This is a genomic window from Pseudomonas halotolerans, from assembly GCF_039581215.1.
Classification (GTDB): Bacteria; Pseudomonadota; Gammaproteobacteria; order Pseudomonadales; family Pseudomonadaceae; genus Aquipseudomonas; species Aquipseudomonas tehranensis.
Window position 1 is genome coordinate 50,682 of sequence record NZ_JBCNTJ010000021.1, and the last position, 20,310, is coordinate 70,991.

Consider the following 20,310-nt stretch of genomic DNA (forward strand, 5'->3'; position numbering starts at 1 on the left):
GGATGTCGTGAGCGAGCGGGTCGCGGGGTTTCAATCAGCCATTTGTTCAGGAGCGCGTAGCGCGGCAGCCTCAAGGTCCATCAACCCTCTGCCATAGGCTTCGCTGTTGGCGTAGATACCTTCGCGGTTGGCTGTCGCCAGCAGATGCTCGCGCACCTGCTGCGCGTTGAGCTGCGGGTAGAGGCTTTGCAGCGCAGCCAGTGCGCCACTGACCAACGCAGCGGCCGGGGAGGTGCCGGCGGTTTGCACGTAACGGCCATCCTTGCCTACGGTAAGCAGGCCTGCCTGTGGGCCTGCGTCGCCGCCGGGTACGGCGATGCACCAGGCGGCTGCGACGCCGCAATAGTTGGATTTTCCATTGATGGTGCTGCCATCGTTTTTCAACGCCACGACCGCGATCCAGCCTTTCTCCAGTTCCGGCAATGCTGCCGGTAATCCAGGTTCGGCCAAGGGCTCGCGCTTGAGCTCATTGCCGGTCGGGAAGACAAATACGGCGCCGTCTTCTACCAGTTTTCGGGCAACGGCCAGGGAATCGGGCATCACCTGGTTGTAACGTGCTTCAGTGATTTCGGTGGCGGGGATGGCGTTGGCCCATGAGTTATTGAACAGGCGCGCACCCTTGTCGAAACCGCTTTGCCAGGACTGCGCGATTTCGCTGTCGAAAAAAAACGGTTCGTTGTCGTCGCCGAAACGGAAGGGGATCAACCGGGCGTCAAACGCGATGCCATGCATCCCCTGACCGTCCTTGTTCGCGGCGAGGATGCCGGCCATTTGCGTGCCGTGACCGACACGGTCAACGGTCCCGGGACGGTTTTCGACATGGTCGAATCCGGGGTCACTCAGCCTGCCCTCGAACTCCGTCAGGTTGCTGTTCAGTCCAGAGTCGATGAGCGCCACGGTCACGTTCTGGCCGGTGCCGCCTCGGGCATACAGCGCTGAGGCCTTGACGATCTCCAGACCTTGCTGGGCAAGGTATTCCGGTGTTTCAAAGGCGGCGGCTTCCGTGTGGGGTTGTTCAGGAAGGGTCAAGCAGCCGGCCAGCAGTGAGGCCGACGTTAGCGCCAGGGTGCGTAGCGCGGAAAAAGGATGTGGCATGGTTCATTCCTTGAACGAAGTTTTGAGCGCCAGGCTTCCTGGCCTGCAGCGCATCTGGATGGCGCACCTTACCTTGCAAGCGAAACGGGAACGAGACATCAAAGTGCCTGGATTTGTATCACTTCATGGCAAAGCATAAGGGCGCTGAGGCTGTATCATCCGGTATCGTTTTCTCCCAAACCTTTTCTCGACTCCCTGCGCTGTCCGGCTAGGCTTTTGGCATCGCAGCAGTCAAGGAGTGACCGCTTATGCACAGCACCCTGGAACAGGTTTTCGGTTATCCGCAGTTTCGCCCCGGTCAGGAAGCTGCCGTCAGCGCAGTGCTTGCCGGACGGTCGGCAGCAGCCATTTTCCCCACCGGCTCGGGCAAGTCCCTGTGTTATCAACTGCCGGCCCTGTTATTGCCGCACTTGACGCTGGTGGTCTCGCCGCTGTTGGCGCTGATGCAAGACCAACTGGCGTTCTTGCATCGCCATGGCATCGCGGCGGCGAGTATTGATTCAGTCCAGCGTCGTGACGAAGCCAGCGAGGTCATGGCACGGGCCCGTTCCGGCGAATTGAAAATCCTGATGATTTCAGTGGAGCGGCTCAAGAACGAGCGCTTCCGCAATTTCCTGCAGCAGGTGCCAATCTCGTTGCTGGTGGTGGACGAAGCCCACTGTATCTCCGAATGGGGGCATAACTTTCGTCCCGACTACCTCAAGCTCCCCGATTATCAGCGTCAGTTCGACATTCTCCAGGTGTTGCTGTTGACGGCCACTGCAACGCCCAAAGTCATTGCGGACATGCAGGCGAAGTTCGCCATCGCCCCCGACGATGTGGTCACCACCGGCTTCTATCGACCCAACCTCAACCTGCTGGTGGAGCCCGTGCGCGGTGCGGATAAACGGCGGCGACTGGTGCAATGGTTGGGCGAGCGAGCCGGGCAGCCGAGCATCGTCTATGTCACCTTGCAGCGAACGGCTGAGCAGATTGCCGAGTATCTGAGCCAGCATGGGATTGGGGCCGAGGCTTACCATGCCGGTTTACCTCATGAACAACGCGAAGCCATCCAGCGACGGTTCATGGGCGGACAGACCAATTGCATCGTCGCGACCATTGCCTTCGGCATGGGTATCGACAAGAGCGATATCCGTAACGTGGTGCATTTCGACCTGCCCAAGTCCATCGAAAACTACAGTCAGGAGATCGGCCGGGCGGGGCGTGACGGATTGCCGTCTGATTGTCTGGTACTGGCCAACCGCGACAGCCTCAATGTGCTGGAAAACTTTGTTTATGGCGATACACCGGAGCTGGCGGGTATTCGCTGCGTGCTCGACGAGTTGAAGGCCGCAGCTGCCGATGGGCAGTGGGAGTTTTTGCTGGGGCCGCTGGCGGACAAGAGCAACATCCGGCAACTGCCGCTCAAAACGCTGCTGGTGCAACTGGAACTGCGCCGGCTGATCGCGCCGCGTTATGCCTATTTCGCAGAGTATCGCTTCAAATTTCTGATCGAGCCGCAGGCGTTGCTGGAGCGCTTCGAAGGTGAGCGACAGGCGTTCGTCGCGGCCATTATCCAGACCTCCAGCCGCGCCCGTACCTGGGCCACCGTGGATTTCGACGGGATGCACCAGCAGTATCACGCCGAGCGCAACCGCGTGGTCAAGGCGCTGGATTACTTTCAGGAAAAGGGCTGGATCGAGCTGGAAAGCAAACAGATGACCGAGGTGTATAACGTCCTTGAGGCAGGGTTCGACGTTCAGGCGCTGAGTGCCGAGTTGCACGATTATTTCACCCGGCACGAGCGTGGGGAAATCGCGCGGATCCACGCCATGCTCGACCTGTTCGCCACCGATCGTTGCTTAGGTTATCGGTTGGCGCAGTATTTCGGCGATGAAGATGCTCCGCAGCGCTGTGGTCATTGTTCGGTGTGCCATGGACACGTTGCCCGTCTGCCGGAGCCGCCACCATTGCCGGTACTGGTGGACAGAGACTTCAACGCGCTATGTGGCGACTTTATCAACAGGCACGAGCAGCATACTGGCAGTGCACCCTCTGCGGAGCGGGTGACCCGGTTCCTCTGCGGCATCAGCGTGCCGTTGTTCACCAAACTGAAGGCGCGGACGATTCCAGGATATGCGCAGCTGGAGGATTATCCCTACGCTGAAGTTCGCCACTGGGTTCAAGCGGCTTTGTAATCCGCATCCATCCGATGAATGCCCGCCATCACACGAATAAATTTCAAAAATATTCTGTGGCTGACTAAGGTGAGGGCTGTCTTTGGATCGCCAACAAGAGAGCAAACATGAGCCAGACACCTTTCGATATTCAGCGCGCCGCCGTGGTCGGTGCAGGCACTATGGGGCGGGGCATCGTGATGTGCCTGGCCAACGCCGGCGTGACGGTGCAGTGGGTCGACAACAACCCGCAGATGCTGGAACAGGCGTTGGCTGCCGTGGCCGATACTTATGCCCACAACGTGCGCCAGGGCCGTATCGACCAGGGTGAAGCCGATGCCCGAATCGCCAGGGTGACGCGGGCAGATGACTACCCGGCGATCCGCAATGTGGATCTGGTCATCGAGGCGGTTTACGAGAACCTTGAGCTCAAGCAACAGATCTTCCGCGAGCTGGACGGCTTGCTCAAACCGCAAGCCATTCTGGCGAGCAACACCTCGGCACTGGATATCGATGCCATCGCCGCCGTCACCCGCCGCTCCACCCAGGTGTTGGGCCTGCACTTCTTCAGCCCGGCGCACATCATGAAACTGCTGGAAATCGTTCGGGGGGCGCAAACCTCCAAAGCGGTGCTGGATGCAGCCCTGGCCTTGGGCAAACGCATGGGCAAGGTCAGCGTGGTGTCGGGCAATTGCCACGGGTTCATCGGCAACCGGATGCTTCACCCCTACGTGCTGGAGGCGCGCAAAATGCTGCTGGAGGGGGCGTTTCCCCATCAGGTGGATGCTGCATTGCAAGGTTTCGGCTTTGCCATGGGGCCATTTCGTATGTACGACGTCGTGGGGATCGATCTGGAGTGGCGCGCTCGGGAGCTGGCGGGCAAAGGCCAGGAGGCACCGGAGGTGCAGGTGGACAACCGTTTGTGTGAGCTGGGGCGGTTCGGTCAGAAAAGTGGCAACGGCTACTATCACTACGAAGCCGGGAGTCGGCAGGCCGAGCACGATGTAGAGGTCGATGCGCTGGTGCAGCGGGTCAGTGAAACGTTGGGTTTTCAGCGTCGTGAGATCGGACCCGAGGAAGTCCTCGAGCGTTGCTTGCTGGCGCTGGTCAATGAGGGCGCAAAAATTCTGCAGGAAGGTATTGCCGAGTCGGCTCACGACATCGACCTGGTGTATCTCAACGGCTACGGATTTCCCGCGGACAAGGGCGGCCCGATGGCCTGGGCCGACCATCAGGGACTTGAAGACATCCATGCACGGTTGCTGGAACTTGAAACGAAGCAGGGGGACCACTGGAAGCCCGCGCGTCTGATCGGGGAGCTGGCGGCACAGGGCAAGGGATTCGCACAACACCAGGCCTCAAAATCCTGAACAACGCATGAACCATTGAGCAACCGTAAAGGACACCTGATGCCCCAACGTAGCGAATACCCGCACCTGCACCCCATCACCACGCGTTGGCATGACAACGATGTGTACGGTCACGTCAATAACGTGACTTACTACAGTTTTTTCGATACGGCGGTGAACACCTACCTGATCGAGGTCGGCGGTCTGGATATCCATGATGGAGAGGTGGTGGGGTTCGTGGTGAGCTCGGCTTGCGACTACTTTGCCTCGATCGCCTTTCCCGACCGGATTGAAATCGGTTTGCGGGTAGGAAAGCTGGGTAGCAGTTCGGTGCAGTATGAACTGGCGGTGTTCAAGGCGGGGGAGGACGAGGCCTGCGCGGCGGGGCGCTTCGTACACGTATTCGTGGGTCGGGCGTCAAATCGGCCAGTGGCGATTCCGGATTCGCTACGTGCGGTTTTAGAGCGGTTGGTGGTCTGAAACGAAAATCGCAGTCTCCTGTCAGGCTCTTGAGAAGCGCTGACGAAGACTGCGATTTTCTATCGACGGCTGGCTAGAGCCAGTGATCAATCGTCGTGATAGCGATGTTTGTGCTTGTGCTTGCGATGCCCGTAGGCATGGCCACGACCCGGATGGCCGTCACGGTAGTAGCGGCGATCACCACGGCGACCGTCATAACGACGATCGTCGTCATCGTCCTTGCCCATGTAGTTGCCCAATGCACCGCCGGCGCCACCGCCCGCTGCCGCACCGATCAGGCTGCCGGTGGTGCCGCCTACGCTACGGCCGACCACGTTACCGCCGGCTGCGCCCAGCGCACCGCCAATCGCTGCTTCGCCGCGGCTGCGTTTGTCCGCACCGACGGCACTGCCACCCGCGCCGCCCAAGGCCGCGCCGATGGTGGAGCCGGTGTTGCCGCCCAAGGACTGGCCGACCACTGAACCCAGAACCCCGCCCAATGCGCCGCCCACGCCTGCTTCGGTGGTGCCACCGGCAGAGGCTACGCCACTGACCAGGCCAAGGGACAACAAGAGAATCGAGGAGAACTTCATAGAGGAGCCTCAAAGGGATGACGGCGCGATCCTGAGGCTGGCTTCGCTTGGTTACAATCAAAATCCGACGAGTAACACGACTTGTGCACAATTCGATAAGTTATTGTTTTAACTGCGGAACTTAACAGATTTTCGCCGGTCTTTAGCTACTTCGGACAGGCCGTTTTCTATGGAAAACGGCCTTTTTTGTGGGCGTTTGAAAACAGTATCGTGGGAGCCGAGCCTTGCTCCCACACAACCTGATCTCCTGGCACGTTGTGTCAGGCCGACTTGGCCAGAATCAGCCCATTCTCGCTCGCCGCTTCCAGACGGATCGCCACGAATTTCGAGGTCGGGGTATGGCTGCCGTCGCCGGTGCTCTCCAACGGCACCAACGGATTCACTTCAGGGTAATAGGCGGCGGCCTGTCCGGCAGGGATGTCGAATGCCAGCAGGGTAAAGCCCTTGACCCGTCGTTCGCGCCCGTCGTCCCACAGCGAAACAATGTCGGCCTTCTGCCCTGGCTTGAAGCCCAGGCGAATGATGTCCGCTTCGTTGACGAACAACACGTCACGCTGGCCCTTCACGCCACGATAGCGGTCATCAAGGCCATAGATCGTGGTGTTGTACTGATCGTGAGAACGCATGGACTGCATGATCAGGTCAGGCAACTGGCCGGTGGCGCGGGTGCGTTCGTGCACCAGGTCGGTTGGCAACCGGTTGGGTTTGAAGTTGGCGCGGCCGGAGGCAGTGTTCCAGCGACGCGCACCGGCACTGTTGCCCAGATAGAAACCACCGGGATTCTGGAGCTTCTCGTTGAAGTCTTTAAACCCCGGGATAGTGTCGGCGATCAAGTCGCGGATGCGGCTGTAATCAGCCACCAGCCAGTTCCAGTCCACCGGGCGGCTGCCCAGCGTGGCGGCGGCGATGCCGGCGATGATCCAGGGTTCGGAGCGCATCTGGTTCGACAACGGCTGCAATTGGCCATTGGACGCATGGACCATACTGAAGGAGTCTTCCACGGTCACCGCTTGCGCGCCTTCGACTTGAAGGTCGATGTCGGTGCGGCCCAGGCACGGCAGGATCAGCGCCTCTTTTCCGTGAGCCAGATGGCTGCGGTTGAGCTTGGTGCTGATCTGCACGGTCAGGTCGCAATTGCCCAAGGCCTGGAACGTGCGATCACTGTCCGGAGTGGCCTGGGCGAAGTTGCCGCCCAGAGCGATGAAGACCTTCGCCCGGCCGTCAGCCATGGCGTGGATCGCTTCGACCACGTTGTGGCCGTTCTCGCGCGGCACCTTGAACTGGAAGCGACGCTCCAGCGAGTCAAGGAACGCCGCCGGCGGACGCTCGTTGATGCCCATGGTCCGGTCGCCCTGCACGTTGCTGTGGCCGCGAACCGGGCACAGGCCGGCGCCCGGTCGGCCGATGTTGCCACGCAGCAGCATCAGGTTGGCGATTTCCTGAATGGTCGCCACCGAATGGCGATGCTGGGTGATGCCCATTGCCCAGCACATGATCACGTTCTTGCTGATGGCGTACATGCGCGCCGCTTGTTCGATCTCGACCAGGGTCAAACCCGACTGCTCAACGATCTGTTCCCACGGCGTGTCATCGACCACGGCCAGGTAATCCAGTACGTCGATGCTGTGTTCGTTCAGGAACGCGTGGTCGAATACCGCCGCAGCGCCGGTGTTTTGCGCCTCACGTTCCCATTGCAGCAGGAACTTCGCCATGCCCCGCAAGACCGCCATGTCGCCACCCAAGGCCGGACGGAAATAGGCAGAGTTGGTCGGTCTGTCCCCGTTGGTGAGCATCTCGATCGGGTTTTGTGGATGCTGGAAACGCTCCAGGCCACGCTCCTTGAGCGGGTTGATACACACCACCTGGGCACCACGTTTCACCGCTTCGCGTAGCGGTTCGAGCATGCGTGGATGGTTGGTGCCCGGGTTCTGGCCCCAGACGAAAATCGCGTCGGCATGTTCGAAATCGTCGAAAGTCACGGTGCCTTTGCCCACGCCGACACTCTGGGACAGCGCCACGCCACTGGCTTCATGGCACATGTTCGAGCAGTCGGGGAAGTTATTGGTGCCGTAGGCGCGCACGAACAACTGATAGAGGTAGGCCGCTTCGTTGCTGGCCCGGCCCGAAGTATAGAACTCAGCCTGGTTCGGGCTGGAGAGCCCTTGCAAGTGTTTGCCGATCAGGGCAAATGCCGCTTCCCAACTGATGGGTTTGTAGCGGTCGGTTTCGGCGTCGTAGCTCAGTGGCTCGGTCAGGCGCCCCTGGTATTCCAGCCAATAGTCGCTCTGCTCCAGCAGCGATGTCACACTGTGTTTTGCGAAGAATGCGCCATCGACACGGCGCTTGGTCGCTTCCCAGTTCACGGCTTTGGCGCCGTTCTCGCAGAACTTGACCATGCCGCTTTCCGGCGAATCGCCCCAGGCGCAGCCTGGGCAGTCAAAGCCGCCGTTCTGGTTGGTCTTGAGCATCATGCGCAGGTTCTTCAGCGCATTGTCGCTGGTCAGCCAGGCCTGAGCGACGCTGATCAGCGCGCCCCAACCACCGGCCGGGCCCTTGTAGGGCTTGTAGCGTGGTACGGGTTTCTGGTCGGCTTGTTGATGATTGCTCACGCTTGATTCTCCATCGCAGGGCTATAGACCCGCGGCGCACTTTTCTGCGGCAGGTGGATGAGATTGAGGTTGTGTTGTCGGGCCCATTGCACGGCAAGGCCGGTGGGTGACGACAGGCTGACCAGGGTCTGGATACCGGCGCGCAACACTTTCTGGATCAGTTCGAGGCTGCACCGACTGGTGACGATCGCCACGCCTCCGCTCACCGGGATCTGCTGTCGGATCAGCGCGCCGATCAGTTTGTCGAGCGCGTTGTGCCGGCCGATGTCTTCGCGCCCCAGCAGCAATTGACCTTGGGCGTTCAAGAACAGGGCCGCGTGTACCGCGCCGCAATGCTGGCCCAGGGGCTGGAACTGGCCGATGCGTTGACGCAGGCCTTCGAGCCACTGGGCCGGTGGCAGGGGCGTGCCGGGCAGTGCCTTGAGGTTCGGTAATGCCTGCTCCACCGCTTCCACCCCGCAAAGCCCGCAACCGCTGGTGCCGGCCAGTTGTCGGCGTTGTTGCTTGAGGCTCCAGAAGGCACGATTGGCGATGGTTACCTGGGCGTATTGCGCAGAACCGTCGCCGCTCAGTTGCACGTCATAGATGTCCGCAGGGTCTTCGATGATGCCGCTGCCCAGGCTGAAGCCGACGATGAAGTCTTCAAGGTCAGAGGGCGTGACCAGCATGACAGCCTGACTGATGCCGTTATAGGCGATCGCCAGCGCCACTTCCTCGGCCAGCGCGGTGCTGTCCGATTGGGAATGGTCCAGGTTGCAATAGCGATAGCTCTGGCTGGCGGCTGGCGCGGGTATTTTCTCCGCAGGCGCAGAACAGACCGGAGGCTTGTCGTTCATAGGCATCACTGACAGTGGGAATAGTGATAAGACTAAATGCGGCAATCTGCCACGTCTAATCGCTATTACTGATCTATCAATAGATGACGTCGATCAAGATGTCGTTGACGATTTCTGGTAGAGGGCGAAGCAAGCCTCCGCCAAAGCCGAGCGCGGAGCGCCGCGGCGCATGATCAGACCCAACGGGACCAGGGTTTGTGCGTCTTCGATGGGTTGGATGCGCAAATCCTGGGTCAGCATACCCAGGCCACTTTCCAGCGGCATCACCGCGCAACACAGGCCGCCGTGTACGGCTTGTAACAATTGATGCACCGCGTCGGTTTGCAGCAAAGGGCGGGGGGTGAGGCCCCGACTGTGGAAGTTGTGGTCGATGGACTGACGAAAATGCATGCCGCTGGTGAGCATGCCCAGGGGTAACTCGATCAGCGCTTCCCAGCTCAGTGGCTGCTCACCGAAGTAGAAGTAGCGCTGGTCATAGAGCAGGCCCATGCGCGTATGGCTGAAGGGCAAGGCGTCAAAGCGCTCGGTGTCCAGGCGCTCCAGATAGGAAATGCCCAGGTCGATGCGGTTGTTCGCCAGTTGTTCGAGGATGCGTTCGGAGCTCAGGGAGGACAACTCGAAATGCAGGTTAGGGTGCTCGCTGTGCAAGCGCTGCATCATCGACAACGGATCGAAGTCCGACAAGGGCACCACACCCAGGCGCAGGGTACCCACCAGGTTGCCACGGCAGGCCGCCGCTTCGGCCTGAAGACCGTCATAGGCCGCCATGACCGTGCGCGCCCAGGCCAACACCCGTTCCCCTGGAGCGGTGAAACCTTCGAAGCGCTGGCCTCGATTGACCAGCGGCAGACCCAGCTCCTCTTCAAGGCTGCGCAGGCGCATCGACAGAGTCGGTTGGGTGATGTGGCAGCGCGCGGCCGCCTGGCCGAAGTGGCGGGTTTCGTCGAGCGCGATGAGAAATTTCAGCTGCTTGATGTCCATCTTCGTTCCAGGGCGCGGGAAGGTTCGGATTCTAGCGCTTTGCGCGCGGCAGGGTCATTGGTCGGCTGGGAACCGGGTTCGTTTGGCTTGGTCTAGGCTTTTGCGTCTGGACACTTAAACCTATGGAGAGAACACGATGAGCCTTTTCAGCTTTTTGAAAGATGCCGGTGAGAAAATTCTTGATGCACTGACGCCCGACAAGGCACAGGCCAACAGCGAAGCGCTGACCAATCATGTAAAGGATGCGTTGACAGGCATTGATACTTCAAAAATCCAGGTGAAAGTCGAGGGCGAAAAAGTCATTGCCTCGGGTGAAGCTGCGACCCAGGAAGAGAAAGAAAAGATTTTGTTGGCGCTGGGCAACGTGCACGGTATCAGTGAAGTCGATGACCAAATCACGGTGACGGGTCCTGTGGCTACTGAGGCCAAGTTCGTTACCGTCGCAAAAGGTGACACCCTGAGCGCCATTTCCAAGCGTGTTTATGGTGATGCGAACCAGTACCACAAGATTTTCGAAGCCAACAAACCGATGTTGTCGCATCCGGACAAGATCTATCCGGGGCAGGTGCTGCGCATTCCTGAGTAGCCGGTCCCCTGTGGCGAGGGAGCTTGCTCCCGCTGGGCTGCGCAGCGGCCCCCATGCGACTGCTGCGCAGCCGAACGGGAGCAAGCTCCCTCGCCACATAGGCTTTCAGAGCCCTTCGATCAGATCCCGATAATCCCCCAACGCTTCAAACTCCCCGGTGTCTTTCGGCCCTTTGCGGCTGTCCGGTACGCTCACCGCGAGCAGATGCGCCACGCCGAAATCCCGGGCGCTGCGCAGCACCGGCAAGGTGTCATCGATAAACAGGCTGCGGGCCGGGTCGAAGTTCAGGTCGGCTTGCAGGGCATCCCAGAACTGCGGGCTTTCCTTGGGAAAACCATAATCGTGAGAGCTGATCAAACGTTCGAAGTAGGGGGCCAGTTCGATGCGTTCCAGCTTCAGGGACAACGAATCGCGATGGGCGTTGGTGATCATGACCACCCGTTTGCCAGCCTGCTGGATCGCCGCCAGGAAGGTGTCGGCGTCCGGGCGTAGGGCAATCAGGTGCGCAGTTTCCAGTTTCAGTTCGCGCACCGGCAGTTTCAGCTCGGTGCTCCAGAAGTCCAGGCAATACCACTGCAACTGACCGGCGTTGCGCTCGAACAGCGGTTGCAGCTCCAGCTCGGCCATGGCCCGGCTCACGCCATGCAGTTCGGCGTAGCGCTGGGGCAAGTGTTCCATCCAGAAATGGTTGTCGTAATGCAGGTCCAGCAAGGTGCCGTCCATGTCCAGCAGCACCGTGTCGATCTCGTGCCAGGGCAGCAAGGCCATAAAACTTCTCCAGCGGTAATCGGATATCCGACACAAACAATCAGAATAGGCCGGGTATAGTAGCTCGCTATCGCCCAGGGAGCCGTTTATGCGCCAGAAACCCACCATACTCGATCGACGGATCGTCGCCACCAGCCGCCTGTTTTGCGTGGAAGAACTGAAACTGCGGTTTTCCAACGGCGTGGAGCGCACCTATGAACGTTTAGCGGGTAAGGGCGCAGGTTACGGCGCGGTGATGATCGTGGCGATGCTCGACGCCGATCACGCCGTGCTGGTGGAAGAATACTGTGGCGGCACCGATGCCTACGAGCTGTCCCTGCCCAAGGGCTTGATCGAGCCGGGTGAAGACGTGCTGGCGGCGGCTGAGCGGGAGCTTAAGGAAGAAGCCGGTTTTGGTGCGCGTCAACTGGAGCACCTGACGGAACTGTCCCTGTCTCCCGGCTACATGAGCCAGAAGATCCAGGTGGTGCTGGCGACCGATCTCTATGAAGAGCGGCTGGAAGGCGACGAGCCCGAGCCGATGCGCGTGGACAAGGTCAATCTGCGTGAGTTGTCGGCCTTGGCGCAAAACCCTCAATTCACGGAGGGTCGGGCCTTGGCGGCGCTGTACCTGGCCCGTGACCTGCTGACCCAGCGCGGAGCGTTCCTGTCATGAATTTTCCCGATCCCCTGATGGCTCCTGTGGTCGAGCTGGCGCTCAAGGCCGGTGAGGCGATCCTGCCGTTCTGGCGAGCCAATGTGCAGGTCAACCACAAGTCCGACGCATCGCCGGTGACCGCCGCAGACATGGCCGCTCACGATGTGATCGTGGCCGGGCTGACCGCGCTGGCGCCGGATATCCCGATCCTCTCCGAAGAGGACGCCAATATTGCGCAAAGCGTGCGCGCCGGCTGGCAACGCTGGTGGTTGGTGGACCCGCTGGACGGCACCAAGGAGTTTATTTCTGGCAGTGAGGAATTCACCGTCAATATCGCACTGGTCGAGCAGGGGCGGGTGGTGTTTGGCGTAGTGTCGATGCCCACCAATGGTCGCTTTTACGTCGGTGGCGCGGGGCTCGGCGCCTGGCGTGGCGACAAGGGTGGCGAGCCTTTGCCGATCGAAGTGCGTAACGTGCCGGCACCGGGTGATGCTTTTACGGTGGTCGCCAGCCGTCGCCATACCAGCCCGGAGCAAGAGCGTCTCTTGGGCGGCTTGAGCGAGTGCCTGGGGCAGTTGCAGCTGACGAGCATCGGCAGTTCGTTGAAGTTCTGCCTGCTGGCCGAGGGCGCGGCGGATTGCTATCCGCGACTGGCGCCGACGTCCCAGTGGGACACCGCCGCCGCCCAGGGCGTGTTGGAGGGGGCGGGCGGCGAGGTGCTGGATCTACGTGGCGAGCCGTTCTGTTATCCACCGCGGGAGTCGCTGTTGAATGAATTCTTCCTGGCGTTGCCGGCAAAGGCGCCGTGGAGGGCAAAGCTATTGGAACTCGCCTGCTCTTAAGCCGCCTCCGATCCTCTGTGGCGAGGGGATTTATCCCCGCTGGGGCGCGAAGCGGCCCTGTTGTTAGGGGGCTGCTGCGCAGCCCAACGGGGATAAATCCCCTCGCCACAGAGGCTGCGTTGCTTCAGCGGTGCAACACGTACTGCCCCACAAATTGCACCGCTGGTGCTTCGCTCCCGGCATTTGTCACCTGGGTCTGCAAGGTCAGCCGCGCGCGTCCGTAACGCCGATAGGTGGCCAGGAAGCGGTTCCAGACCTTTTCTTCGGGGGCCTGGCAAATGACTGTGGCGTCCCTCGTGACCGGCAGTGGATAACTGATTTGCCCTTCCTGAATGACGATATGCCCGTCCTCAATGCCTTCTTCGCGCAAGGCCAGGTGTAGCCAGCCCCAGCCGCCCAGCACCGCGCCGCAGTACAGGCTGCCGCCGAACATGGTGCTCTTGTGGTTGACGTTGGCCTCCAGCGGTAAAAACAGACGCAGCTGCCGGGCCTGCCAGTCGAGCACTTTGAGGCCCATGTCCCGCGTCAACGGGATGTCGTGGTGCAGGATCGATTCCAGGTAACGACTGTCGCGGTTCATGCAGGGCCTCTTTTGAAAGGGAAGATGGCAATCACTCAAGCAGACTCAATCAGACTCATCGGCAGGACCATGGCTGTCGCCGAAGTTCAGCCCATGCTTGCGTAACTTGTCGTGCAAGGTCTTGCGCGGAATGCCCAGCGCTTCTGCGAGGCTGCGCACCGAGCCGTGGGGGCGGGCCAGTTCGGCGGCAATCAGAGTCTTCTCGAAATTTTCCACCTGTTCGCTCAAGCCGCCGCTGACCAGCTCGATCGGTGCACCGGGGCTGCCGTCCGGCGCGCTGTTGTCCAGGGCCAGTTCCAGGCCCAGGGCAAAACGTTCGGCGGCGTTCTGCAGTTCCCGCACGTTGCCCGGCCAGCTATGGCGTAGCAGCAATGCCCGTTGGGCCGGTTGCAACTCGTGGGGCGGCAGACCGTGACGGGCGCTGGCTTCGTCGGCGAAATGCTGGAACAGCATCAGGGCATCCTCCCCGCGTTCACGCAGCGGCGGTATGCGCAGCGGCGCGACGTTCAGGCGGTAGTACAGGTCGGCGCGAAAACGACCCTGATCAGCGGCCTGGCGCAGGTCCTCCTTGGTGGCGGCGATGACGCGGATATCCAGCGGGATCTGTTGATTGCCCCCCAGTCGTTCCACCACCCGCTCTTGCAGCAGCCGCAGCAGTTTGACCTGAACGTCCAGGCTCATGCTTTCGATTTCATCGAGAAACAGCGTGCCGCCGTTGGCGAACTCGAACTTGCCGATGCGGCGCTTCTGCGCGCCGGTGAAAGCGCCGGGCTCATGACCGAACAGCTCGCTCTCCACCACCGACTCGGCCAGGGCCCCCGCATTGATCGCGACGAAGGGGCCGTTGCGCCGGCCCGAAAGGTCGTGCAGGGCTCGGGCGACGACCTCCTTGCCGGCCCCGGTTTCACCGAGGATCAGCACATCGGCGCGGGTTGCCGCCAGTGCACCGATCTGCTCGCGCAGGCGCAGCATCGAGGGCGATTGGCCGACGAGCCGGGCGCTGAGCTCATGACGGTCGCTCAGGGCCAGGCGCAGGCTGCGGTTGTCCAGCACCAGCCGGCGCAAGGCCAGGGCCCGGCGCACGCTGTCGAGCAGGTGATCGCTGGGGAAAGGTTTTTCCAGGAAGTCATAGGCCCCGGAACGCATGGCCTGCACCGCCAGGGGCACGTCACCGTGGCCGGTGATCAGTAACACCGGCAGCTCCGGATCCTGGGCATGAAGTTCGCTCAGCAGTTCAAGGCCGTCGATGCCCGGCATGCGAATGTCACTGACCACCACACCCGGCCAGTCGCGGGACAGTTGCCCGGCCACGCCCTTGGCCTCGGCCAATGGCAGGACTTTCAGGCCGGCCAGGTCGAGGGTCTGGCTCAAGGCCTGACGCAAGTGGGGATCGTCGTCGATCAGCACCACCTCAATCCGGTTGTCGATGGTCATACACTACGGTCCTCGGACGGTTGCAGGCTCACGCCGGGCGCGCCGGCGCGCAACTTCAGGGTGATCAGGGCGCCGCCTTCCTTGTGGTTGGCGAACGACAGTTCACCGCCGAAGGCGCGCATCAGGGTGTCGCAAATCGCCAGCCCCAGGCCAAGGCCCTGGGTGCGGGTCTTGGTGGTGTAGAAAGGCTCGCCCGCGCGACCAAGGGCTTCCATGCAAAACCCTGGGCCGTTATCGCGGATGTACAGGTTGACGCCGGTTTCGGTGGCTTCGGCACTGAGCCAGAGTTTGCGCGGGGGGCCTTTTTCAGTCAGGGCGTCGAGTGCGTTGGCCAGCAGGTTGCCGAGCACTTGGCGCAAGCGCGTCTCCCCGGCCTCGACCCACAATGTGGCGGCCGGCAGGTCGCGGATCAGCTCCACTTCCATGCTGCGCCGACGTTTGGCGAGCAATGCCAGGGCATCATCCAGCGCCGGTTGCAGGGCGACGCTTTCCGGGGCGTGACGGTCGCGGCGGGCGAAGGCGCGCAAATGGGCGATGATCGAGGCCATGCGCCCGGTCAGCTCACTGATCAGCTTGAGGTTGCCTCGGGCGTCCTCGGTGCGCTGGTGATCGAGCAATATTTCGGCGTTTTCGGCATAGCTGCGAATCGCCGCCAACGGCTGGTTGAGTTCGTGGCTGATGCTGGCCGACATGGTGCCAAGCGCCGACAGCTTGCCGGCCTGCACCAGGTCATCCTGGGCGCGGACCAGTTCCTGCTGGGCCTGCTCGCGTTCCAGCACCTCTTGCTTGAGTCGCCGGTTCAGGCCTTCCAGGTCACTGGTGCGCTCGGCCACCCGACCTTCCAGCTCCTGACGGGCCTTGCCTTCGAAAGCGATACGATCCAGGTAATGCCGCCGGCGCTGCATCATCAACCCGAGCAACAGCATCAAAACCAGCAACGCCGCGCCGCCGATGACCACCACCGTGCGCACCGGACGGTCGATCAGGGTGCGCGGGGCGAGGATGCTCACGCTCCAGCCGGTCTCTTCGATGGACTCGGTCTGGGTCAGCCAGGCGTTCGGATCCAGGTTCAGCGGTTTGGGATCGCGGGTTGGGTAGGGTTGTACGGCACTGATGGATTTACTTTCTTCGTCACTTAAAGAGCGGGTTGCGCGGAATCGCCATTCCTGGCGCGAAGTGAGGATCACCACGCCGTTGTGATCGGTCACCAGCAGTTGCTCGGGGGTTTTGCCCCAGAGACTTTCGGTGTGGTCCAGGTCGACCTTGACCACCAGCACACCGATGACTTTTTCACGGTCGCGCACCGCAGCGGCGAAGAAATAACCGCGTTTGGCCGAGGTGGTGCCCAAGCCGAAGAAGCGTCCCAGCCGCCCGGCCATGGCTTCGATGTAGTACGGCCGAAAGGCGAAATTGCGGCCGACGAAACTGTCGTGTTTGTCCCAGTTCGATGCCGCCAGGGTCTTGCCGGTGGGGTCCATCAGGTACATGACTTCTGCACCGGTCTGGGCGCTGATGTTTTTCAGCAGTCGATTGGCATTGCCCTGGATGATGCCGTCGTCCGGTGTCAGTAAGGTGGCGCGCAGGGCCGGCAGTTCACCGAGAATCTGCGGCAGCACTTCATAGCGGTGCAGGGTGCCCAACAGGTTGGCGACATAGAGATCGAGGGTCTGGCGGTTCTGCCCGGCCAGTTCACTGCGGTAGTAACGCTCGGCCAGATGTTCCAGCGGCCACAGCAACGGCGCCAGGCACAGCGCAAGCAAGGCCAGGCTGCGCCAGCGGGGTCTGCGGGGAAGAGTGGAGTTCATGAGCATCAGGCGCCTGTGGGGACAGGCGCATTATGCCTAGTGTCCAGCGGCAAGGCACTGGTGTAACGCGCTTCGCCAGTCGGGCTGGCTGACCCCCCATTGCTCAAGCAGGCGCGTGCAATCCAGACGCGAGTTCAGCGGGCGTGGGGCCGGAGTCGGGTAAGCACTGGAGGGGATGGGCTCAAGCACCGCGCACGGTTTGTGCTGCTCGATCAGGTGCTCGCCGATGGCCTGGGCGAAGCCGAACCAGGACGTTTCACCCTGCGCCGTCAGGTGGTAAGTCCCCCAGGCGCCGCACTGGCCGGCCTGCCAGCGCTCGATCAAGTGGGCGGTGCTGTCGGCGATCGTCCCGGCCCAGGTCGGTGCGCCGATCTGATCGTTGACCACCCGCAAGTGCGGTTTTTCCTGCAGCAGACGTTGCATGGTCAACAGGAAGTTGCGTCCTTCCCTGGAGTACACCCAACTGGTGCGCAATATCAGGTGCTGCCCGGCGGCGTGGCGTATGGCCTCCTCACCGGCCAGCTTGCTGCGCCCGTAGACACTCAGCGGGTTGGGCGAGTCGGCCTCGGTGTAGGGCTCAGGCTTGTGGCCATCGAAGACGTAATCGGTGGAGTAGTGGATCAGCGGCACACCCAACTCGACCGCCACTTGAGCCAGGACGCCCGGCGCCGTGGCATTGATGGCGAAGGCCCGCTCCGGTTCGCTCTCGGCCTGGTCGACGGCGGTGTGGGCGGCGGCGTTGATGATCAGGTCAGGGCGCAGGGCTGTGATGGGTGAACGAAGGTGATCGGGGCGAGCCAGGTCGAGCTGATCGCTGCCGCGCACGATCAATTCACCCAGGCCCGTCAGGCGCGACTGGAGTGCTCGGGAGACCTGGCCGTTCTGGCCGATGATCAGGATGCGCAAGGAGGTATTCATGGGAACAAGTCGGCCTCGTGCAGAGCCTTGCCGGCCTGGTCCTTGGGCGACAGGATCGGCACGCTTTCCAGTTCCCAGTCGATGGCCAGGTCCGGGTCGTTCCAACGAATGCATCGCTCGGCCGAGGGCGCATAGTAGTCGGTGGTTTTGTAGAGAAAATCAGCGCTATCGCTCAACACGACGAAGCCATGGGCGAAGCCTGGTGGGACCCACAGTTGCCGATGGTTCTGCGCCGACAGGCGTACGCTCACCCATTGCCCGAAAGTGGCCGAGCTGCGACGAATGTCCACCGCCACGTCGAGCACTTCCCCGGCCGTGACCCGCACCAGTTTTCCCTGGGCTTGTTCAATTTGATAATGCAGGCCGCGCAGCACGCCCCTGGCCGAGCGCGAGTGATTATCCTGGACGAACTGCAAGGCGCAGCCGGTGGCCTCGGCAAACGCCCGGGCGTTGAAACTCTCATAGAAAAAGCCGCGATCATCACCGAAAACCTTCGGTTCGATGATCAGGACTTCAGGCAGTCGGGTGGCGATGACGTTCAACGTGTCTCTCCGGCGATCTGGAACAGGTATTGGCCGTAACCGGTCTTGCCAAAGTACTGGGCGCGCTCAAGGATGTGCTCGCGGCTGACCCAGCCCTGTTGGTAGGCAATTTCTTCCAGGCAGGCGACTTTCAAGCCCTGGCGGTGCTCGATGGTTTGCACATATTGCGAAGCCTCCAGCAGGCTGTCGTGGGTGCCGGTGTCCAGCCAGGCGAACCCGCGGCCGAAACGCTCGACGTGCAGGTCGCCGCGCTGCAGGTAGACGTTGTTAACGTCGGTGATTTCCAGTTCGCCTCGTTTGGAGGGTTTGATGGTTTTGGCGATCTGGATCACGTCATTATCGTAGAAATACAGGCCGGTTACCGCGTAGCTGGATTTGGGCGCGGTAGGTTTTTCTTCAATGGAAATGGCTCGTCCTTCGGGATCGAAATCGATCACGCCAAATCGCTCAGGGTCCTTGACCCAGTAACCGAATACCGTTGCGCCGGTCTGCCGGGTGGCGGCCGTCTGCAGTTGCTCGCCGAAATGCTGACCGTGAAAAATGTTGTCGCCCAGGATCAGGCACACCGGATCGGTACCGATAAATTGTTCGCCGATCAGGAACGCCTGGGCCAGGCCATCGGGGGATGGCTGCTCGGCGTAGCTAAATTTCACACCAAACTGACTGCCGTCGCCCAACAGATTGCGGTATTGCGGCAAGTCCTGAGGGGTGGAAATCACCAGGATGTCCTTGATGCCGGCGAGCATCAGCACCGAAATCGGGTAATAGATCATCGGTTTGTCGTAAACCGGTAGCAACTGCTTGGAAACCCCAAGGGTAATCGGGTGCAGTCGGGTGCCGGAGCCGCCGGCCAGAACGATGCCTTTCATCATGCAATTGCATCCTTGTTGTCGAGCGAGCCCAGGCGCTCGCCCTGATAGCTACCGTCCTGGACACGTCGGCACCAGAGCAGGTTTTCGAGGTACCACTGCACGGTTTTGCGCAGGCCGGTCTCGAAGGTTTCCCGGGGCGTCCAGCCCAGATCGCGCTCGATCTTGCCGGCGTCGATGGCGTAGCGCAGGTCGTGGCCGGGGCGGTCTTTGACGAAGGTGATCAGGTCGGCATAGTGCTCCACGCCGTTGGGTTTGTGGGGCGCCAGTTCTTCGAGCAGGGCACAGATGCTGCGCACCACGTCGATGTTCTTCTGTTCATTATGGCCGCCGATGTTGTAGGTCTCGCCCACGGCACCTTCGGTCACCACCTTGAGCAGCGCCCGGGCGTGGTCTTCGACGTACAGCCAGTCGCGCACTTGTTGGCCGTCGCCGTATACCGGCAACGGCTTACCGGCCAGGGCATTGAGGATCACCAGCGGAATCAGCTTCTCGGGAAAGTGAAACGGCCCATAGTTGTTGGAGCAGTTGGTCAGCAGCACGGGCAAGCCGTAGGTGCGCTGCCAGGCCCGTACCAGGTGGTCGGAAGCTGCCTTGCTCGCTGAGTACGGCGAGCTGGGGGCGTAGGCGGTGGTTTCGGTGAACAAATCATCCGCGCCATGCAAGTCGCCATACACTTCGTCGGTGGAAATGTGATGGAAGCGAAACGCGCGCTTCTGCGGCTCGGCCAGGGTCTGCCAATAGGCGCGGGTGGCTTCCAGCAGGCTGTAGGTGCCCACGATATTGGTCTGGATGAAGTCCGCCGGGCCGTCGATGGAGCGGTCCACGTGGGACTCGGCCGCCAGATGCATGATGGCCTCAGGCTGGAACCTTGCCAGTATCGCACTGACCGTCGGTTGATCGACGATATCGGCCTGGACAAACTCGTAGCGGCTGTCGTGATCGATGCTGCTCAGCGATTCGAGATTGCCGGCATAGGTCAGCTTGTCGAGGTTCAGGACCTGATGTCCAGTATCTAGGATCAAGTGCCGTATAAGCGCCGAGCCGATAAAACCGGCACCGCCAGTGATGAGAATGCGCATCCGATCAAGCCTTTTTCCGTGGAACAACAAAGCATTGGAGCATAGCTTGTCGGCATGGCGAGGGCGGTGCAAGCAGGATATTTCGGGGCACGCTCACGCGCTTGGCAATTCACCTGCGGCAAAGGGGTTGCTTATCCCCCGACTCAATGGCGAGATAGGCATCCGATAA

19 protein-coding genes are annotated in these 20,310 nt (G+C 61.3%); 6 read left to right on the forward strand and 13 right to left on the reverse strand.

Annotated features, from left to right (window positions below; genetic code table 11):
- Positions 1-30: 30 nt before the first annotated feature.
- Entirely contained in the window at positions 31-1,095 is a 1,065-nt protein-coding gene (locus AAIS01_RS23290; protein ID WP_343470894.1) for a S8 family peptidase, read from the reverse strand.
- Between the two features lie 248 nt (positions 1,096-1,343).
- On the opposite strand from AAIS01_RS23290, the gene AAIS01_RS23295 reads away from it, so the two are divergent.
- From AAIS01_RS23295 to AAIS01_RS23305, 3 genes are all read left to right on the forward strand, one after another.
- Positions 1,344-3,272 carry a RecQ family ATP-dependent DNA helicase gene (locus AAIS01_RS23295; RefSeq protein ID WP_343470895.1) on the forward strand — a complete coding sequence of 643 codons (1,929 nt, stop codon included), beginning with the start codon at positions 1,344-1,346 and terminating at the stop codon, positions 3,270-3,272.
- Between the two features lie 107 nt (positions 3,273-3,379).
- Positions 3,380-4,621 (forward strand): 3-hydroxyacyl-CoA dehydrogenase, encoded by a 1,242-nt coding sequence (locus AAIS01_RS23300; protein ID WP_343470896.1) that lies wholly within the window; start codon positions 3,380-3,382, stop codon positions 4,619-4,621.
- 39 nt (positions 4,622-4,660) lie between these two features.
- Positions 4,661-5,080 carry an acyl-CoA thioesterase gene (locus AAIS01_RS23305; RefSeq protein ID WP_343470897.1) on the forward strand — a complete coding sequence of 140 codons (420 nt, stop codon included), beginning with the start codon at positions 4,661-4,663 and terminating at the stop codon, positions 5,078-5,080.
- 86 nt (positions 5,081-5,166) lie between these two features.
- On the opposite strand, the gene AAIS01_RS23310 is transcribed toward AAIS01_RS23305, so the two are convergent.
- The 4 genes from AAIS01_RS23310 to AAIS01_RS23325 all read right to left on the reverse strand — a co-directional run bounded on the left by AAIS01_RS23310 (position 5,167) and on the right by AAIS01_RS23325 (position 10,078).
- Positions 5,167-5,652, reverse strand: coding sequence for a glycine zipper domain-containing protein (locus AAIS01_RS23310; protein WP_092402083.1), 486 nt, complete (start codon positions 5,650-5,652; stop codon positions 5,167-5,169).
- A gap of 260 nt (positions 5,653-5,912) precedes the next feature.
- Positions 5,913-8,261 carry an FdhF/YdeP family oxidoreductase gene (locus AAIS01_RS23315; RefSeq protein ID WP_343470898.1) on the reverse strand — a complete coding sequence of 783 codons (2,349 nt, stop codon included), beginning with the start codon at positions 8,259-8,261 and terminating at the stop codon, positions 5,913-5,915.
- Positions 8,258-9,097: a formate dehydrogenase accessory sulfurtransferase FdhD gene (gene fdhD, locus AAIS01_RS23320; protein ID WP_343470899.1), complete on the reverse strand. Its 840-nt coding sequence runs from the start codon at positions 9,095-9,097 to the stop codon at positions 8,258-8,260. Before fdhD ends, AAIS01_RS23315 begins: the two co-directional genes overlap by 4 nt.
- A 93-nt stretch (positions 9,098-9,190) precedes the next feature.
- Positions 9,191-10,078: a LysR family transcriptional regulator gene (locus AAIS01_RS23325; RefSeq protein WP_343470900.1), complete on the reverse strand. Its 888-nt coding sequence runs from the start codon at positions 10,076-10,078 to the stop codon at positions 9,191-9,193.
- A 136-nt stretch (positions 10,079-10,214) separates the two neighbouring features.
- Between AAIS01_RS23325 and lysM the strand changes: the two genes are divergently transcribed.
- The gene (gene lysM, locus AAIS01_RS23330) at positions 10,215-10,664 is read left to right on the forward strand and encodes a peptidoglycan-binding protein LysM (RefSeq protein ID WP_343470901.1); all 450 of its coding nucleotides are present in this window, start codon (positions 10,215-10,217) and stop codon (positions 10,662-10,664) included.
- Between the two features lie 105 nt (positions 10,665-10,769).
- Here the strand turns inward: lysM and yrfG are convergent, their stop codons facing one another.
- Positions 10,770-11,432 (reverse strand): GMP/IMP nucleotidase, encoded by a 663-nt coding sequence (gene yrfG, locus AAIS01_RS23335; RefSeq protein WP_343470902.1) that lies wholly within the window; start codon positions 11,430-11,432, stop codon positions 10,770-10,772.
- 88 nt (positions 11,433-11,520) lie between these two features.
- Between yrfG and nudE the strand changes: the two genes are divergently transcribed.
- Positions 11,521-12,087, forward strand: a complete 567-nt coding sequence (gene nudE / locus AAIS01_RS23340; RefSeq protein ID WP_160894030.1) for an ADP compounds hydrolase NudE — start codon at positions 11,521-11,523, stop codon at positions 12,085-12,087.
- Positions 12,084-12,911: a 3'(2'),5'-bisphosphate nucleotidase CysQ gene (gene cysQ / locus AAIS01_RS23345; protein ID WP_343470903.1), complete on the forward strand. Its 828-nt coding sequence runs from the start codon at positions 12,084-12,086 to the stop codon at positions 12,909-12,911. The genes nudE and cysQ overlap by 4 nt, the downstream gene beginning before the upstream one ends.
- Positions 12,912-13,035: 124 nt before the next feature.
- Here cysQ and AAIS01_RS23350 read toward each other — a convergent pair whose 3' ends face one another.
- Genes AAIS01_RS23350 through rfbB form a run of 7 tightly spaced genes read right to left on the reverse strand, consistent with a single transcriptional unit; the run spans position 13,036 to position 20,141 of the window.
- Positions 13,036-13,491 carry a YiiD C-terminal domain-containing protein gene (locus AAIS01_RS23350; RefSeq protein WP_343470904.1) on the reverse strand — a complete coding sequence of 152 codons (456 nt, stop codon included), beginning with the start codon at positions 13,489-13,491 and terminating at the stop codon, positions 13,036-13,038.
- A 45-nt stretch (positions 13,492-13,536) separates the two neighbouring features.
- Positions 13,537-14,925: a sigma-54-dependent transcriptional regulator gene (locus AAIS01_RS23355; protein ID WP_343470905.1), complete on the reverse strand. Its 1,389-nt coding sequence runs from the start codon at positions 14,923-14,925 to the stop codon at positions 13,537-13,539.
- Positions 14,922-16,730 (reverse strand): sensor histidine kinase, encoded by a 1,809-nt coding sequence (locus AAIS01_RS23360; protein ID WP_343470906.1) that lies wholly within the window; start codon positions 16,728-16,730, stop codon positions 14,922-14,924. Before AAIS01_RS23360 ends, AAIS01_RS23355 begins: the two co-directional genes overlap by 4 nt.
- 36 nt (positions 16,731-16,766) lie before the next feature.
- Positions 16,767-17,648, reverse strand: coding sequence for a dTDP-4-dehydrorhamnose reductase (gene rfbD, locus AAIS01_RS23365; protein ID WP_343470907.1), 882 nt, complete (start codon positions 17,646-17,648; stop codon positions 16,767-16,769).
- Positions 17,645-18,190, reverse strand: a complete 546-nt coding sequence (gene rfbC / locus AAIS01_RS23370) for a dTDP-4-dehydrorhamnose 3,5-epimerase (protein WP_343470908.1) — start codon at positions 18,188-18,190, stop codon at positions 17,645-17,647. The genes rfbD and rfbC overlap by 4 nt, the downstream gene beginning before the upstream one ends.
- Positions 18,187-19,062 carry a glucose-1-phosphate thymidylyltransferase RfbA gene (gene rfbA, locus AAIS01_RS23375; RefSeq protein WP_343470909.1) on the reverse strand — a complete coding sequence of 292 codons (876 nt, stop codon included), beginning with the start codon at positions 19,060-19,062 and terminating at the stop codon, positions 18,187-18,189. The genes rfbC and rfbA overlap by 4 nt, the downstream gene beginning before the upstream one ends.
- Positions 19,059-20,141 carry a dTDP-glucose 4,6-dehydratase gene (rfbB, locus tag AAIS01_RS23380; RefSeq protein ID WP_343470910.1) on the reverse strand — a complete coding sequence of 361 codons (1,083 nt, stop codon included), beginning with the start codon at positions 20,139-20,141 and terminating at the stop codon, positions 19,059-19,061. Before rfbB ends, rfbA begins: the two co-directional genes overlap by 4 nt.
- Positions 20,142-20,310 lie beyond the last annotated feature (169 nt).

What these genes read in the sequence shown, in the direction of transcription:
- AAIS01_RS23305 (WP_343470897.1), top strand. Translation starts at nt 4,661, where the DNA reads ATGCCCCAACGTAGCGAATACCCGCACCTGCACCCCATCACCACGCGT.
- AAIS01_RS23295 (WP_343470895.1), top strand. Translation starts at nt 1,344, where the DNA reads ATGCACAGCACCCTGGAACAGGTTTTCGGTTATCCGCAGTTTCGCCCC.
- rfbD (WP_343470907.1), bottom strand. Translation starts at nt 17,648, where the DNA reads ATGAATACCTCCTTGCGCATCCTGATCATCGGCCAGAACGGCCAGGTC.
- AAIS01_RS23300 (WP_343470896.1), top strand. Translation starts at nt 3,380, where the DNA reads ATGAGCCAGACACCTTTCGATATTCAGCGCGCCGCCGTGGTCGGTGCA.
- rfbB (WP_343470910.1), bottom strand. Translation starts at nt 20,141, where the DNA reads ATGCGCATTCTCATCACTGGCGGTGCCGGTTTTATCGGCTCGGCGCTT.
- AAIS01_RS23360 (WP_343470906.1), bottom strand. Translation starts at nt 16,730, where the DNA reads ATGAACTCCACTCTTCCCCGCAGACCCCGCTGGCGCAGCCTGGCCTTG.
- yrfG (WP_343470902.1), bottom strand. Translation starts at nt 11,432, where the DNA reads ATGGCCTTGCTGCCCTGGCACGAGATCGACACGGTGCTGCTGGACATG.
- AAIS01_RS23325 (WP_343470900.1), bottom strand. Translation starts at nt 10,078, where the DNA reads ATGGACATCAAGCAGCTGAAATTTCTCATCGCGCTCGACGAAACCCGC.
- AAIS01_RS23310 (WP_092402083.1), bottom strand. Translation starts at nt 5,652, where the DNA reads ATGAAGTTCTCCTCGATTCTCTTGTTGTCCCTTGGCCTGGTCAGTGGC.
- cysQ (WP_343470903.1), top strand. Translation starts at nt 12,084, where the DNA reads ATGAATTTTCCCGATCCCCTGATGGCTCCTGTGGTCGAGCTGGCGCTC.
- AAIS01_RS23350 (WP_343470904.1), bottom strand. Translation starts at nt 13,491, where the DNA reads ATGAACCGCGACAGTCGTTACCTGGAATCGATCCTGCACCACGACATC.
- AAIS01_RS23355 (WP_343470905.1), bottom strand. Translation starts at nt 14,925, where the DNA reads ATGACCATCGACAACCGGATTGAGGTGGTGCTGATCGACGACGATCCC.
- lysM (WP_343470901.1), top strand. Translation starts at nt 10,215, where the DNA reads ATGAGCCTTTTCAGCTTTTTGAAAGATGCCGGTGAGAAAATTCTTGAT.
- nudE (WP_160894030.1), top strand. Translation starts at nt 11,521, where the DNA reads ATGCGCCAGAAACCCACCATACTCGATCGACGGATCGTCGCCACCAGC.
- AAIS01_RS23290 (WP_343470894.1), bottom strand. Translation starts at nt 1,095, where the DNA reads ATGCCACATCCTTTTTCCGCGCTACGCACCCTGGCGCTAACGTCGGCC.
- rfbA (WP_343470909.1), bottom strand. Translation starts at nt 19,062, where the DNA reads ATGATGAAAGGCATCGTTCTGGCCGGCGGCTCCGGCACCCGACTGCAC.
- fdhD (WP_343470899.1), bottom strand. Translation starts at nt 9,097, where the DNA reads ATGAACGACAAGCCTCCGGTCTGTTCTGCGCCTGCGGAGAAAATACCC.